The sequence below is a fragment of the Sorangium sp. So ce281 genome, assembly GCF_051527395.1.
Lineage (GTDB): Bacteria > Myxococcota_A > Polyangia > Polyangiales > Polyangiaceae > Sorangium > Sorangium cellulosum_B.
Genome location: NZ_CP150322.1, coordinates 2,953,205 through 2,968,481 on the forward strand (window position 1 = coordinate 2,953,205; position 15,277 = coordinate 2,968,481).

General features: G+C 68.4%; 13 protein-coding genes. 4 read left to right on the forward strand and 9 right to left on the reverse strand.

All coding sequences use genetic code 11. The features are described from left to right. The first annotated feature begins 342 nt into the window (after window positions 1-342). The 3 genes from WMF27_RS11330 to WMF27_RS11340 all read left to right on the forward strand — a co-directional run bounded on the left by WMF27_RS11330 (window position 343) and on the right by WMF27_RS11340 (window position 2,867). Window positions 343-981 (forward strand): DUF4386 family protein, encoded by a 639-nt coding sequence (locus tag WMF27_RS11330; protein WP_437768852.1) that lies wholly within the window; start codon window positions 343-345, stop codon window positions 979-981. Window positions 982-1,220: 239 nt separating this feature from the next. Next, a complete protein-coding gene (locus tag WMF27_RS11335) occupies window positions 1,221-1,874 on the forward strand; it encodes an MEDS domain-containing protein (RefSeq protein WP_437768851.1) in 654 nt (217 codons plus the stop codon). Window positions 1,875-1,913: 39 nt separating this feature from the next. Next, the gene (locus WMF27_RS11340) at window positions 1,914-2,867 is read left to right on the forward strand and encodes an MBL fold metallo-hydrolase (protein ID WP_437768850.1); all 954 of its coding nucleotides are present in this window, start codon (window positions 1,914-1,916) and stop codon (window positions 2,865-2,867) included. Window positions 2,868-2,918: 51 nt separating this feature from the next. On the opposite strand, the gene WMF27_RS11345 is transcribed toward WMF27_RS11340, so the two are convergent. The 5 genes from WMF27_RS11345 to WMF27_RS11365 all read right to left on the reverse strand — a co-directional run bounded on the left by WMF27_RS11345 (window position 2,919) and on the right by WMF27_RS11365 (window position 7,796). Continuing rightward, on the reverse strand, window positions 2,919-5,000 hold the full coding sequence (locus WMF27_RS11345; RefSeq protein WP_437768849.1) for a DUF2169 family type VI secretion system accessory protein: 2,082 nt from the start codon (window positions 4,998-5,000) through the stop codon (window positions 2,919-2,921). Between the two features lie 3 nt (window positions 5,001-5,003). Beyond that, complete coding sequence (locus WMF27_RS11350) at window positions 5,004-5,411, reverse strand: PAAR-like domain-containing protein (RefSeq protein WP_437768848.1); 408 nt, start codon at window positions 5,409-5,411, stop codon at window positions 5,004-5,006. A gap of 26 nt (window positions 5,412-5,437) precedes the next feature. After that, complete coding sequence (locus WMF27_RS11355) at window positions 5,438-6,136, reverse strand: DUF3540 domain-containing protein (RefSeq protein WP_437768847.1); 699 nt, start codon at window positions 6,134-6,136, stop codon at window positions 5,438-5,440. Window positions 6,137-6,176: 40 nt separating this feature from the next. After that, a complete protein-coding gene (locus WMF27_RS11360; protein ID WP_437768846.1) occupies window positions 6,177-7,253 on the reverse strand; it encodes a pentapeptide repeat-containing protein in 1,077 nt (358 codons plus the stop codon). An 84-nt stretch (window positions 7,254-7,337) separates the two neighbouring features. After that, window positions 7,338-7,796, reverse strand: a complete 459-nt coding sequence (locus WMF27_RS11365) for a hypothetical protein (protein ID WP_437768845.1) — start codon at window positions 7,794-7,796, stop codon at window positions 7,338-7,340. A 74-nt stretch (window positions 7,797-7,870) separates the two neighbouring features. Between WMF27_RS11365 and WMF27_RS11370 the strand changes: the two genes are divergently transcribed. Further along, complete coding sequence (locus WMF27_RS11370; protein ID WP_437768844.1) at window positions 7,871-9,823, forward strand: choice-of-anchor D domain-containing protein; 1,953 nt, start codon at window positions 7,871-7,873, stop codon at window positions 9,821-9,823. Window positions 9,824-9,895: 72 nt separating this feature from the next. On the opposite strand, the gene WMF27_RS11375 is transcribed toward WMF27_RS11370, so the two are convergent. From WMF27_RS11375 to WMF27_RS11390, 4 genes are all read right to left on the reverse strand, one after another. Then, the gene (locus WMF27_RS11375; RefSeq protein WP_437768843.1) at window positions 9,896-11,341 is read right to left on the reverse strand and encodes a type VI secretion system Vgr family protein; all 1,446 of its coding nucleotides are present in this window, start codon (window positions 11,339-11,341) and stop codon (window positions 9,896-9,898) included. 78 nt (window positions 11,342-11,419) lie between these two features. Then, the gene (locus WMF27_RS11380) at window positions 11,420-13,099 is read right to left on the reverse strand and encodes a DUF2169 domain-containing protein (RefSeq protein WP_437768842.1); all 1,680 of its coding nucleotides are present in this window, start codon (window positions 13,097-13,099) and stop codon (window positions 11,420-11,422) included. Window positions 13,100-13,493: 394 nt separating this feature from the next. Then, entirely contained in the window at window positions 13,494-13,988 is a 495-nt protein-coding gene (locus WMF27_RS11385) for a pyridoxamine 5'-phosphate oxidase family protein (protein WP_437768841.1), read from the reverse strand. Then, a complete protein-coding gene (locus tag WMF27_RS11390) occupies window positions 13,964-15,268 on the reverse strand; it encodes a DUF1552 domain-containing protein (RefSeq protein WP_437768840.1) in 1,305 nt (434 codons plus the stop codon). The genes WMF27_RS11385 and WMF27_RS11390 overlap by 25 nt, the downstream gene beginning before the upstream one ends. Window positions 15,269-15,277 lie beyond the last annotated feature (9 nt).

Sequence of the window (15,277 nt, forward strand, 5' to 3'; positions counted from 1 at the left end):
GGGAAGCGCTCCGGGATCGATAGAGCGCGAGGAGCTCGACGGCGGTGGCCTGCACGAGCGAGGCGGGCGGCATGCGTCCATTATAACGGATTACGCGTCCTATGTAACGGATGCGCGCGTTCGCCTTCGTGTTCCCGCCATGGTCTTTGTCGTGTAGACAGGTCGTGCATCACAGCCGACTGCCACGCCGGGCGCGGGTGGCGTCTCCGGAGAGAGGATCCCATGTCTGATGCGCAAGGAGAACGGCGGGCTGAGGCGGCTGCGGAGTCCGCCTGGCGGAGCCTCTATGTCCTCGGTGCGGTCGCTGCGCTCGTCGCGCTGGCGGGGACACTCGCTGATGTCGTGCTCACGATGATTCCGGGGTGGGAAGCCTCGACCGTGCCGGTCACCGTCGAGCAATGGTTCACCCAGCTCCATCAAGAACCATGGCTGGGTTTGCGCAACCTCGACCTCCTGAACGTCACGGTGTCTCTTGTCGGGCTCCCTTTGTACGTTGCCCTGTACGGGGCCCACCGAAGCGCGAGCCCGGGCTGCGCGGCCCTCGCGCTGGTCGTCGTGACCCTCGGGACAGCCGTCTTCACCGCCAATAACGCGGCGCTGCCCATGCTCGAGCTCAGCCGCGACTACGCGGTCGCATCCACGGAAGCACAGCGGGTTGCGCTCCGGGGGGCCGGCGAGGCCCTGCTCGCCAAGGGGGCACACGGGAGCATGGGCGCGTTCGTGGGCTTTTTCCTCTCGAGCGTTGGCACGCTGTTCATGACCGTCGCGATGTTCAAGGGGAGGCTGTTCGGCCGTGTGGCGCCGTACACGGGGATGCTCGGCATCTCGCTCTTGCTCGTCTACATCGCCGGCGCCACATTCGCGTCGGAGTCGAGCCGCATGCTCATGGCGATCGCCATGCCTGGCGGGCTCCTCATGATCGCGTGGAACCTGACGGTCGCGCGGAGATTGCTGCAGCTGGGCCACGCAGCGAACGACTGAGAGCGACGAACACGACGGGGCCGAGCCATGCGGCCGAGGGGAAACCGCGCCCATCGACGTGCTCGCTCGGCGGCGTTGTCCCCCGACGAGCTCGCTTCGTTCAGGAGCCCGATCAGCCCGGATCGCCGCCACGCTGACACAGCGCCGATCCAGGGACGAACTTCGGGAATGAAGCTGTACCAGGATGGGTCGACGCGAACGCGACGAGGTGGTAGACGTGCGAGCTTCAGGAGTGCAACATGGCGCCGACACGTACGCGAAAAGTGAGTCTCTGCGGCAAGGAGCTGCACGGCCTGAAGCACATCTGCGCGTTCTTCGATTCGCGCAAGGAAATGTACGACGTCCTCAATCCGTACTTCCGGGAAGGGATCGATGTCGGCGACGAGGTGGTGACCATCTTCGAGTCGAGCGCCCATGACGACCATGTGGATCGAATGCAAAAGGGCGGCGTGCCCGTGCAGGATGCGATCCGGCGTGGCCAGCTCAAGGTCGTGCCTTCCGAGCAGACGTACATCCAGGACAACGTGTTCGTCGCCGACCGCATGTACTCGATCCTCGAGGGCGTGCTCGAGGGCGCTGCCGAAGGCGAGTTCAAGTCCGTTCGCACCTGCGGCGACATGGAATGGGCGCTGAAGAACCTGCCGGGCACCGAGGACCTGATGGTCTACGAAGCAAAGTTGAACACGCTGGCGCCCAAGCACGACTGCACGCTTCTTTGCTGCTACGACGTCAATCGCTTCAGCGGCCGGGTGATCGCCGATGTGCTCGCCACGCATTCGCACGTGATCATCGGCGGACACGTGCACGAGAATCCGTACTACCTCGACCCGGTGACGTTCCTGAGGAAGCTGGCGTTGCGGCGGGCGCCTGTGGCTCTCGCGAGCGCGGGCTGACCCTCTTCGCCGCCCGCTCCGCGTGGTATACCGCCGGGTGTGGGACGCTTCGATCATCTCGCCACCACGCCCGCGCGCGGCGCGGCCGACGTCCTCAAGTGGAAGCTCGGCGCCCGCGAGGAGGCCGTCGCCGACGGCTTCGTCACGCCGCACCGCGCGTACGACCGCTCGCTCGTCGAGAGCGGCCGCGCCTCGCTCACGTGGATCGGCCACGCGTCGTTCCTGCTCGTGCTGGGCGGCCTGCGCATCCTGATCGATCCCATCCTCGCGACAGGCCTCGGCACCACGAAGCGGCTCGCCCCGGCGGGCATCCCGCTCGAGGACCTCACCGAGATCGATCTGGTGCTGATCACGCACAACCACCGCGATCACCTCGACACGCCCACGCTGTCGCGCATCCTCGCGGCGCACGCCGTGCACCCGGGCAAGCTCGGCAAGAAGAGCGCGCCGCTCCGGCCCCGCTTCGTGGTGCCGCAGGGCAACGGCGCGCTCCTCGCGAAGCTGGGCGCGGGCGCGATCGACGAGCTCGCGTGGTGGCAGTCCGTCCGCGCCGGCCAGGTCGAGATCACGCTCGTGCCCGCGCGGCACTGGTCGATGCGCATGCCCTGGGACAGGAACGAGGCGCTCTGGGGCGGCTTCGTGATCCGCGGCCCCGAGGGCGCCGCGTACCACTCGGGCGATACCGGCTTCTTCGACGGATTCGCCGAGATCGGCGAGCGCAGCGGCGGCTCCATCGACTGGGCCATGTTGCCCATCGGCGCCTACGCCCCGCGCTGGTTCATGGAGCCGCAGCACATGGGCCCGGAAGAGGCCGTGCAGGCCTCCGAGCTGCTCGGCGCGCGCACCTTCGTCGCGATGCACTGGGGCACGTACAAGCTCACCGACGAGCCGATCGGCGAGCCGCCGGTCCGCGCGCGCGAGGCCTTCCTGAAGGGCCGCGGCGACATGGATCGCCTCTGGATCCTCGACGTCGGCGAGACCCGCAGGCTATGAGATCACGCGTCTTCTGATGATGCTCCGAAGGCGAAGGCGCCCACCCTCCGCCTAGCCCCTGGCGAGCTTCGAGCCTGCCAAGAGCGCCTGATCCAGGCGCGTCTGATCCAAGGTGGCCTTCCACGTCTCAGCCGAGTAGAGGTTCGCGCCACGAAGATCGGCATGGCTCAGATCGGCGCTCTCGAAATCGGCCTCCATGAAGTTCGCCCTGACCGCATGCGCCCGGAACATCCTGGCGTGCCGGAAACGAGCGCCCTTGGCCGTCACCCGATGGAGCACGGCATGATCGAGCTCGCTGTACGAGAAGATCCCTGCGCTCAGATCCGCCTCCGTGAAGTTCGCCGACCGAAGCTCGGCGGCCTGAAACGAGCACCCGGACGCCCTGACGCGCTGAAATGAGCCCTTCGACAGCTTCGCGTCATCCGCCCTGAACCGCACCATGGACGCGTCGTCGAAAATCGACTCCTCGGCCGAACAATCATACATCTGCGCGTCGTCGAGGACCGCGCGCCGAAACGTCGCGAGGCGCAGCGCCGCGCCCGAGAACGTCGCGCCGGCGGCGCTGGCCCCGTCGAAGACGCCGCCGATCAGCGTCGCGTCGGCCAGGTTGGCTCGCGCGAGCTCCGCGCCGTCGAACGCTGCCCCGGAAGCGCTGGCATCGGCGAGCGTCGCATCGGCGAGCCTCGCGCCGGAGAAGATCGCCTTCGTCAGGTTCGCGCCGGAGAGGTTCGCACCGGTGAGGTTTGCGCCCTTGAAGCTCGCGCGCGCCGCCGAGACGCGGTCGAGAGCAGCGCCCGCGAGGACCGCGCTGTCGAAGAGCGCCCCCTCGAGCCTGGCACCGCTGAGACGCGCGCCCGTGAGGTCCTTGCCGCGAAAGTCCATGTCGGTGAGGTCGCAATGAAAGAAGCTCACGCCCGACAGGACGGCCCCGGACGCCACGAGCGCCGCTGCCTCCTCCCTCGGCATCGCGGGCGGTAGCTTTACCGGCCCCGCCAGGAACCCGTCCTCGGCGCTGCCGACAGGCGGCGGGGCCTCGGGGCCAGGCGCGTTCGAGACCCGAGGAGCCGTCTCGCCCTCGATCCGGGCAAGGAATCGCTGCTGTATCGTCTCGATGTCCGTCTTGGCATGAACATCATCCATGCACGCATAGAGCAGCGCTATCTCGGGCGCGTCCTCACGCGTGACATTGAGGATGCCACGCCACACCAGACACACCTTCAGCGCGTCCGCGTCGAACCACACCGTGTCCAGGTTCAGCGGGATCTCCCGGAGCTTGCCGCCTGCCTCGCGGGACTGCTGCGCGAAGGCCCGGGGCGCGAGGCCAGGGAGCTTGCCGTTGATGACCGGGAGCCTGGGGTGCACGCCCGCCAGATAGAAGTCCTCGTCGCCGCGCGGATAGGCGATCTGCTGCTCGGGGGGCGCCGCGTTGAAGTACCTCCAGTCGAAGTCCCGCGGGAAATACGGCCATCGCTCCTTGAGCCAGGTGCTGTCGTACGTGCCCAGCCGCGAAGCCCGGAGCGCCCAGGCGGCGGGGACCGGCGCGAAGCACACGGGGGCCGGGCGATCCTGCTCGCCGCGGAGCAGCTTGTCCCCTCGCTCCAGGTTCGGCAGCCAGGGTCCGGCGACCCCCTGGATGACACCCCTGCCCACGGGATTCTCCTCGTACCCCGGCCCGCCGAAGGCCCGCTCGTAGCGGAGCGGGATGCGATCGAACGGGCTCGGCGCCGACGGCCCGCTCGTCTGCCACCTCCGATCGCCGATCGCCGCCAGCGAGAGCCGCAACGCCTGGCCAAAGGCGAGCTGCACGTTCGTGACGCCGGATCGCTGCGGCTGCGCGTACGCGTGCCCGACCATCAATACATCGGCGGTCGGCTTGAAAGGCGCATGGTCGGACGCGTACCTGAGGGTCCCTTGTGGATCCTCGTCGAAATACACGTCTCCGGTCGGGGGCTCCTGATCGTCCGGCGGGAGCGGCTCGGCCAGCCCGTCCGGGACGATCGTCATCGAGCTCTTCACCACCACGACGAGCGCGTCCTGAGGCGGCAGGAGCTGCCACGGGCGGACGGCCGCGGCGATGGATCCATCGGTGACGACGGGCACCGTCTCCCTGGGGCGAACCGGCAGATCGACCATGGCTCAGGGCGCGACCAGGACCTTGGCCTGGCTCGGAGAGTTGTGGAGCCCCGCCGGCATGTTGGCGTTGGCGCCGTTATGCGCCGTCTGCGCCGTGAGGTACACGGCGCCCTTCCCCTCGATCTTGACCTTCGAGCTGCCGCGCTTGAACACCACCTTCTGCGCCACCGTCCCGGAGACGACACCCCCCGCGGTCCCCGCCTGATCGCCGGTGCTGGTCGGTATCTCGGACATCTCGACGACAGCGTACTTGTTCTCGATCATCACCTTCGTCGAGGTCGCCGTGGCGTTGCTCACCATCGCCATGTTGGGAAACGGTATCGGAATGGGCGGGGCCGGCGGCGCCGGAACCTTGCACACGTCGGGTATGCCCATGCACGTGCCGCCACCCTTCGATCCCGCTGGCATCATCGCGCTCGCTCCTGTTTTTCCTGCCGCTAGCCGAGCAGCACGCGCTCGCCGTCGATGCGCGTATCTTTCTCCGACGTGATCGTCGTCCGGCGCCCGAGCAGCTCGAGGGTGCTCGACACCAGCGTTCGAAGGCGTCCGGCGCGCGTCTCGAGGAGCCCTTCCACATCGTGAAACACATCCATGGCGCGCTCGATGACGCGGCCGGCGCGCAGCTCCCACTGGCCCACCGCCCAGTCCGCCTTGACGGCATCGACAGCGAGCGCTCCCGCGGAGACACGCGCCTTCTCGCTCGTCAGCGCGATCGAATCCTGCGTCAGCTCGATCTTGCTCCCGCCCACGCCTGCCGAGAGGATCACGCGGCCGGCCGGCGCCGAGAGCTCGAGATCGGACGTCGCGGAGATCCTCAGCTCGCCCGTGGCACCATCCAGGCTCGCGACCAGCGCGCCTCCGGGATCGAAGAGCGCGAGCACCTGCCCCTCGACGGTCGCCCTGGCCCCGGAAGGCGCCACGAGCTGGGATGGCTGCGCGGCGTGCACGACGCCCGTCACGTAGACGGTGCCCGAGTCCGCCTCCTGAACGAGCACGCGATCGCCCGTCGTGGGGCGATAACCCGGCACCGCGATGCGGGCCGTCCACTCGGTCTCCGAGCGCGAAACGCCGCGCAGTCGGACGCGCCCCTCCTCCACGCCCAGCACGAGCGCCTCGACCACGGGCTGGACGGACACTCCTCCTCGCTGCGCTGCAACATGTCCTGTCTTCATGACGTCACCCGCTCGTAGAGAAATCTTCCGCCGCCGCTCGGTCTGGATCGGTCCCGCGAACGCCATTTCTGCTCGCGCCCGATAGCCGCGCTTGGCTCATGTTCGCGCGATGCATGTTCGCGAAATCGAGGATGGCATCGGCCAGCGTGGCGTGGCTCAGGTCCGCGTGGGACAGGTCTGCCCACGAAAGCGACGCGCCCTCCAGCGAGGCGCCCCGCAGATCGGCCTTGCCGAGCCTGGCCTGACCCAGCTTTGCGCCTCGGAGCTGCACCCCCGGCGCCATGACGCGGACGAGCTCGGCGTCCTCGAGGAGGGCCTGCGAGAGATCGGCCCCATCGAGCCTCGCCTCGGTGAAGTCCGCGCGCTTGCCCTGGAGGCCCATGAGCTTGGCGCGCCGCAGATCGGCCCGCGCGAAGCAGCTCTGGCCCGCCTTGACCCCGCGCAGGTCGGCGCCCTCGAGCCTGGCGTCGGACAGGTTGGCATCCTCTAGGCTCGCGCCACGGAAGCTCACACCCGAGCCCTCGACCCGCTCCAGCAGGCACTGGCGGAGCTCGGTGCGCTCGTCCAGCTTGCACGTCGTGAGGTCCGCGCCGCTGAAGTCCGCCAGAAAGAAGCGTGCTCCCCGAAGATCGGCCGCGCCGAGCGCGGAGCTCCCCACACGGCACGTCGTGAGATCCAGCCCGGCGAGCGACGCGCCCGCGAGCGTGACGTCCGAGAGGTTCGTGCGGAGGAAGCGCGCCTCGCGCAGATCGGCGCCGGTCAGATCGGCTCCCTCCAGGTTGGCGTCCACGAGGAGCGCCTGCGTGAGGTTTGCGCCGAGGAGCCGGGCATCGGCCAGGTCGGCGCCGGTGAAGTCGGCCCCGGCGAGCTCGACCCCCGAGAACTGCGCGCCGGTGAGCCGCGACCCGGCGAGCTTGGCCCCCGCGAGCGACACGCTCACCCACTGCGTTCGCTGGAGGTCCATCTCGCGCAGATCGACGCCGGCGAGGTCCACCGCCTCGACGCGCACACCCCGCGCCCTGCCCTGAGCGCAGAGCTCCATCAGATGAGCGCGGTTCGTGACGACGGTGGTTGCGGTCATCGAAGCTCCTCGGCGCTGGCCCGGCGCACGCGCCATCCTACCGGAGACGCCGGGCGCCCAGGGGGAAAAGTGCACTCCTCCGCGTCACGCGCCGTCGTCTTCTTCCTTGGGACGCTTGATCCCGTAGAGCTGCCCGTCGCCGGCGTCGAGCAGCTTGAAGCGCGGCTGTCGCATCTGCGGCGGGATATGCGCCTCCACGAAGCGGTTCCAGTTCGACGCCATCACGCAGATGGCCTGGAAATACGTCTCGGGGTCGAGCCGCAGCGAGGAGACCACACGCGCGCGCTCCGCTCCGGCGCGCCCATCGGGCGCGTTGCGGCCCGGGAACGGCGCGTGCTCGGTGAACACGACGGCGAACTGGCGCGGCGAGTGCAAGACCTGCACGCCGTTCGCCGCGGCGGGCGTCGCCTCGGTCGACCAGTCGATCGGCATCGCGCCCGGCTCGGCAGGGGTCGCGGCGCCGCTCGCCTTCATGGCCTCCTGCATCTTCATGGCCTCCTGCATCGCCTTGAGCGCGCGTTCGGCTTCCTCGGGGCTGCTCATGGCAGGCGGCATAGCAGAATGCTGAGCTTGGGGGGTATGGGATCGGTCGTCTCTCCGGCATAATGGTCGCACCCATGACGTCGACCCAGCCGGATGTCCCCTCCACCAGCAGCTCGAGCGCGCTGACCTTCTCCCCGAACCCGCTGGGCTTCGGTCCCGTGCCCGCGGGGGAGGCCGCCGTGCAGGTGGTCGTGGTGCGAAACGGCACGAGCGAGGCGGCAAACCTCGCGATCGATGCCAGCGCCGCCGAGTTCAGCATCGCGAGCGGCCCGACGACGGTCGACGCCGGGCAGGTGGCCGAGCTGTTCCTGCAGTATCGGTCCGCGGCCGAAGGCACGCACGCGGGGACCTTGACGGCGACGGGCCTGTCGGGCGAGCTCGGGCGCTGCTCGCTGTCCGGCACGACCATCCCGAGCCTGACGATCGATCCCGGCGCGATCGCCTTTGGCGACGTGCCGGTCGGGCAGACCCGCGTGGACTCGTTCTTCGTCACGAACGCGACCGGCAGCGATGTGAACCTCGAGCTGATCTCCGGGGTCGGGGGCACGTTCACGCTCTCGCCCTCGACGGTGCGGAGCACGGCGGTGCCGACGCTGATCGCGGTCACCTACGTGCCGGACGACGTTGGCGCCGCCCAGGCCACGATCCGTCTCTCCGACGCGCTCACCGCATCGCTCTCGGGAAACGGTATCGTCCCGGAGGAGCCGGACGACGTCAACCTCGTGGCCGCACAACGCTTCAAGGTCGAGGTGCCGTTCGACCACGCGCGCCTCTTCCTCGGGGCCGGCGTCACGAGCAGCCCGGCGGGCACCTTCTCGAACGTCGATGGCTGCGGCCTCGACGCCGACTCGAACATCTACCTCAGCGCGCGCACCGGCCGTATCTTCGCGCAAGCGGGCACTGACGTCTTCCTCCAGGCCGACGGCGGCATCGACGGAGACGGCTTCGCGCAGCTGCACCAACAAGGATCGGACGGGAAGGCGATCCTCAGCTCGAACGGCGCGACGTACGTCGCGGGAAAGCGCGGTGTCGTCATCAGCGCCGGCGTCAAGGTCGGGCGGAAGAACGGGGATTCGTTCGACGAGAGCGCGCCCGACACGGACAAGATCGACAACTGGACCAAGTTCTTCGCCGCGGTCGACGTGGTCGTCGCCACCAAGCTCGCGTACGACGCGATCAGAAGCTACCTGGACGATCGCAAATCGACGCCGCCCTACAAGCAGTGCATCGAGTTCGTCGCCGCGGGCATCGCCTCGACCGCCCCGTTTGTCGGTGTGTTGGGCGCCGCCGGCAAGATCCCGGGCATCACGATGTTCGGGGCGGGCGGCATCTCGATCTTCAGCCCTGCGTACACCGCTGTCTACGGCGTGGGCGGGCTCGCCCTGGTCTCCCTCTTCCCAACGATGTTCGGACTGATCGACGCGACGATCTGGGCGGGGGACGACGTCGGCATCACGGCTGCGACGGGCTCCGTGAAGGTGTTCGGTAGCGAGTCGGTGAACGTGCACTCCGCGAAAGAGGTGTCGATCGAGGCGTCGACCAACAAGCACAAGGACGGCGGCGAGATCAAGCTCATGGGGAAATCGATCTCGATCGGCAGCGACGTGGATTCAGCGAAGGCGCCGGAAACGAGCCAGATCAAGATGGGGGCGCAGTCGCTCGAGATCCGGATCGGCGTTGGCTTCATCACGATGAACGCCCAGGGCCACATCGAGCTCGGCACGGGCGACAACAAGATCACCATTGGTCCCGAAGGCATCAAGCTCGACGCCAATTGCGTCACTGCCAGCGGCGGCGCGTCCAAGCTCGAGCTCTCCGACCGCAAAACGCAGCTCGCGTTCGAGGACCACGGCAAGGGCGGCAAGCTGGTCATCAACCAGGACCTTACCAGTCTATACAAGGACCCTAACAACGGGGTGTTCTTCGCGGAAGAGAATGCCGTGGTGAAATACAACACAGCGCACAAGCTTGAATTGGACACGAAGGGCGCGTACCTGTATGGGAAAAAGCAAAACCTTGGCCTTTGATCCCGGACATCCAGCGGGGAGCATCGCTCTCGCCGAGGATCCGGGCGCCGAGCGCTGGGCTCCGCGTCGCGATCAGACGTAATCGTCCAGCTCGATGACGATGCCCGAGACGGTCCTGATCTGATTGACGTGCGCGTTCGAGGCCGTGACCGGGGATGGCGCAGACTCGTTGGGGATGGCCCCGACGATGATCGGCCTGTCAGGATCGCCGTCGATGAACCCGAGCAGCACCTCCGTCCCCGGCTTGACAGGAAAATGCATGCCGTAGCCCGGTCCTGCGTGCGGCTGCGCCATGCGCACCGGCCGCGACGCCTTGGCGCCGCCGCCCGCCGCCGTGTCGAAATGGAACTGGACGGTGTACCTGCCCTTCGGATCGATCCGCGCGCGCCGCCCCACGGCGTTCGACTCCACGACCCCGCTGAGCAGCCCGTGGATCCGCGGCCTCGGCGTGATCCTGGGCGGCCTGTACGCGCGGCTCGCGGGGATCGCGCGAAACGAGTTCCTGTAGGAAGGCGCGCTCTCGACGCCGCCGTGCCCCCCCACGACCTGGTTCGCCTCGTGCTCGACCTCGACGAGCAGGAGGCCGCTCTCCTCCACGTGGCGGTGTCCCTCCAGCGTGAACCGGAGGCCGGCGCCGAAGGCGGGGAGTTCGCTCTCCCCGACATAGACATCGCGCGTGGACTGGCGCTCTTCGGCGCGGACCCGGGCGAAGAATTTCCCTTCTTCCGGCGTCTTGAAGTGCGTGCCGTACTCCACGACGCCTCCTGCGTACGCCGCAGGGAGCTCGTGATGCGCCGTCAGGTCGATGCGCGGATGTCGATAGTTGTAGTCCTGTACGACGTACCCGGCCGGGATGAGGCGTGTCTTCACTTCCAGCGAGAAGACGTCGCGCTGCTCGCCCCTGGGCCGGAAAGGCACGTCGCCGCCGTCGCCCACGGCGCCGAACCCCGCCATGTGATCGGTGAACACCAGCACCTCGCGCTCCTCGCCGTGCTCGAAGAAGAAGCTGATCCCGAGGTGCTCCGCGAGGCGCGAGATGAACGCAAGGTCGCTCTCCCTGTACTGCACGACGAACTCGCGCGGCGGATAGGCCTCGAGGAGCCGCTGCTGGACATCCGACGCGATGCCCACGAGCTCGATCTTCTGCTGGATCATCTGCGGGATGGTGAGATCCATCAAGATCTCCTGCGTCTCGACCAGCGTGAGGCGCCACGCGCGCGGGACGAGGAGCAGATCGTAGCTCCGGTGTTCCGCCTCGACCTCCAGGCGGTCCACGAGCTCGGCGATCATGCCGTGAACACGCCTGAGCACGACGCCGTCCCGCTCCATGACGATCGTCGCCTCGGCGCCCACGACCTCGTCCCTCGGCAGCCCCTCGGGATCGAGGCACAGGATCGAGATCTGGAACGAGAAGAGCTGCGAGATGGCCTCACGACCGCGGAGCGTGCGGACCCGCACGTGATCGACGCGGAACGCCGCGGATTCCAGGCGGATGGTGAGCGGGTGCTTTGCCGACATGGATATCAAGAGACCGCGGAATGCCGACCACGTCAAGCGACACGGCAATGCTCGCCCGATGTCCCGCTGCGATGGCCGTCACCGGGTGAAGCGGCCGTAGAGCACGCGCTTCACGTCCACCGAACGACCCGGAGCCTCCGGCGCTCGCGGCGGTGGCTGCGGCGCCGGCGACGGAGGCTCACCCTCGGAGAAGGCCTGCGGCTCCGCCGCGTAAACCCTCCAGGGCGCGGCCCCGGCGGCCCGCGGCTCCGCGGGCCTCGGGGGCACCGCCGCGCCCGCCGGCGCCGCCTCGGGCCCCGGCGCCGCTCGCGGCGGACTATCAGGCAGGGGAGGCTCCGCGGCTGGCGAAGCAGCGCCGTCGCGCTCGGCGGCAGGCGCGCGGTGCGCTGGTTCTTCGATCTCGGCGGGAGATGCGCCGCGAACGGGGTGCGGCGCGCTGTCGTCTGACGGACGATTCACCACGAACGGCAGCGGGTCGCGCTCCAGCCCCTGCGACCTCATTCCCGTGGCGGTCGGGAAAGGTTGCGTGAGGAGGACGTCGTCGCGTCCTCGGCCCCGAGGTCGAGGCGCCGGCGCCGGTGGAAGCGCCGGCGGCAGGTCCGGACGGAACGGCAGCGTGGCGGCCTTCGGGCGCGGCGCCCCCTCGGGCTCATCCTCCAGCGGCACGGTGTGGAGCAGGCGCGCCTTCGAAGGCGCACCGCCGTGCCGCGCAGCGCCGGCGGTGACCCCGGCCTCCGGCTTGCCGGAGACCGCGGGGATCGGCGCCGGCTGCGCCCTCGCAGCCGGCGTCGAGCGCTCGGGCCATGACCGCGGCTCTCCCTCGACCTCCACGGACGCGGCCGCCCGCATGGACGCGAGCGCCAGGCGGCTGGGCAACGCGAGTTGCCCGCGCCACACGAGCGTGCACCGCTCCTCGTCGGCGTCGATACGGAGCGTGTCCGCGGTGAGCACGAGCGTCCCATCCGAGATGCCGTGTTCGGTCAATCCGGAGACGCTCGCGAGGCCGCGCGCGCGCGGCACCCTCGTGGCGAGGCGCGGCACGCCGGGGCGCACCCCGTGGAGCACGATCCACTCACCGCCGCGCAGGCGGTCGAGCCGCTGATCGGGCGGCGCTGCCTGGAAGTACTCCCACGCAAAATCATCGGGGATCTCCGCGAACGGAGCCTCGATGCTCGTCCTCTGGCACGCGCCGAGGAGCTTGCGCCGGGAGGGCCATGTCCCGCCGATCGGGCCGAGACACGCGGGCCTGCGCGGCTCGGCCGGCGCGACGAGGTTGGGCTGCCCGTCCCCGGGGAGCGCCCCCAGACCGACGGGGTTGTCGAAGTACCCCGCACCGCCGAACGCCCGCTCGTACACGAGAGGAATCCGCTGGAATGCCGCGGTGTGGCGGACCAGGAGCGACTTTTGCAGGAGCGTGCGCCCCTCGTCGGCCACGGCCAGGCCCACCTGCACCGACTGCGCAGGCGCTTCGGTGGGTGAATAGGCGTGTCCCGTCAGGACGACATCGACCTTGGTCAGATGAGGCGCCAGATCGCGGGTGATTCGGGCGCTGCTGCTCGGGTCGTCGTGATGCGGGACGTCGTGCTCGACGATGGGCTCGGGCTCGATCCGCCGCATGGTGCCGTCGGGCACGAGGCAAAATGTCGCCTTGACCACGATCGTCGCATGGATACGGCCCCGATAGCGCCAAGCGATGGCCGCGGCGGCGCAGCCCGGTGCGGTCGCGATCGCGTCATTCGAGAACAGCCCGCCGCTCATTTCCTCTCCTCTCGTCGTCTCTCCAGGCACCTCACCCGCGAGGCGTCAGGGTGACCCGGATCCATCTTGACACCACGTTCCATAGAAGGAAATGGTGAACCTTCGCCCGTGGCAAGCTCAGCGGGGACGAGGCCTGGGGGAGAAGGAAGTCCAAACGTTTCGGAGACGTCAAGCCCCACCTTTGGGACCTGCCCTGGGTCGAGAGGACATTCTTCTTCGCGATCCGGCCCTCCTGGATGAACAACGGTGCATCTACGACTTATCCATGCGCGGAAGGGGCCGCTTCACTCCACGGCCTGCGGGAGGTACGTCGCAGGGCTTCTCGGGCCTCGCCGTTGGTGACCGAGCGCAGCGCTTCGTCAGCCCGTTGCGCTGCCAGGGGTCAGCGGCAGGATCACGCGTCGCCCGACGGCGGCGGCAGGCCCGGCAGGCCGTCGATGCTTGTCGTGTTCTTCTCCAGCCGATAGCGCGAGAGGCCCTCAGGCCCCTTGCGCTCCGCCCACTTCGACAGCGTGTCCCGCTCGCCCTCATAGGCCATGCGCGGTACGGCGTAGCCGCACGACGTGGCGATGCGATCGAGCTCGACGCGGATCACCGATCGGACGCCCTGGAACGCCGGGAAGAGGTCCGCCAGCGCGCCGAAGCGCGGGTCGCCGGGGAAGATGGGCTCGCCGCGGCCCTGGAGGCGCAGGATGCGGGGCGGGCCGTCGAACGCGCAGAACATCAGCGTGATGCGGCCGTTGTCGCGCAGGTGCGCGATGGTCTCGACGCCGCTGCCGGTCAGGTCGAGGTAGGCCACGGTCCCCGGGTCGAGCACGCGGAAGGTGTCGTGCCCCTTCGGCGACAGGTTGACGTGCCCGCCGCTTACGTGATGAGCGGACCTCGACACCAGTCAGCGCGGCCGACAGACGTCACGTTCATGCCGATCGCCCGGGCAATGCTGACATAAACGTCGTTGTGATTGCGCCCACCGGCGTCGAGCAGGCGCCCGGTCGTCCAAGCACCTCCACAGCTGCCGGCGACCACGAAAGGTGCGTGTTGGGGCGGGTGGTCGGTCTCGGCGAAGTTCTGGCCGGAGCCCAACTGGCTGCTGCCGTTCTGGGTGCAAAGAACCGCTGCGGTGTTGTCGAGCACCGAGAACTCGCCGTCGGAAAGGCCTTTCAGCTTTTCGATGAAATAGCGGAACTCTCCCGCAAAATAGGCCTGGAGCCGAGTGATTTGTTGTCCAGGAGCGCCGTCCGGATCGCCGTGTGAGATGGAGTGCCAGGCTGAGATATCGATGTCACCGAACTTGACGGCTTCGTTGTTTTCGCCGCCGCCCCACATCATGGTCGCCACGCGAGTGATGTTGCAGGCGAAAGCCATCGCCATGATGTCGAGATACAGCCGGCTGTGCTCCGGCATGTCGTTCATCATGGTGTCCTTGCTGAGCAGCGTCGACGCGATCTGCTTGCACGAGCCCTCTGTGGGGATGCTGCCGCCGACATCGCGCTCGAGCGTGCGCAGCGACTCGAGGTAGAAGTCCATCTTGGCGCCTTCCTCCGGCCCGAGCCGCCCGCGGAAGGACCGGACATCGTCCTTGATGAAGTCGAGCACGCTCTGACGGCGGAGCAGCGCCTGCTCGGCGGCGTTCGGCGTGTTCATGGGCGTGCCGCCCCCGCTGATGCGGTTGGCGATGCGCTGATACGCAGCCAGCGGGTTCTTCACGCTGGGGATGAAGTTCCCATCGACCTGAGACAGTCCGGGGATGACGCCGCCGTCGCCGGACGTCTGACCGACCGCGATCTCCAGCGATGCCAGGGGGGTCGTGTCCTTGAGGAACCTGGCGAACTCCTGGTCGATGCTGGTCCGCGCGCCGAGGCCGAACACCGAATACGACGCCGAGCGGTGCGCGTTACCGCCGTCGCGTTTGAGCGTCAGGTTCTTGAACACCAGGATGTCGTCGCGCACCGCTTCGAGCGGCGCCATGTGCGGCTTGAGCACGAAATTTCTTTCGCTGCCGGTCGGCTCCGATTGATACTGAGAGCCATTTGCGTAGCCGAACATGGCGACGCGCGTGACTCGCGGAACGGTTTGTGCGTAGAGGTTGTCGGCCAGCCCAGAACAGAAGAGCGTTCCGTAACCGAGGCCACGAAGCATCGTACGCCGGGAAAATTTTACGTTGCGCATGGCGAACTC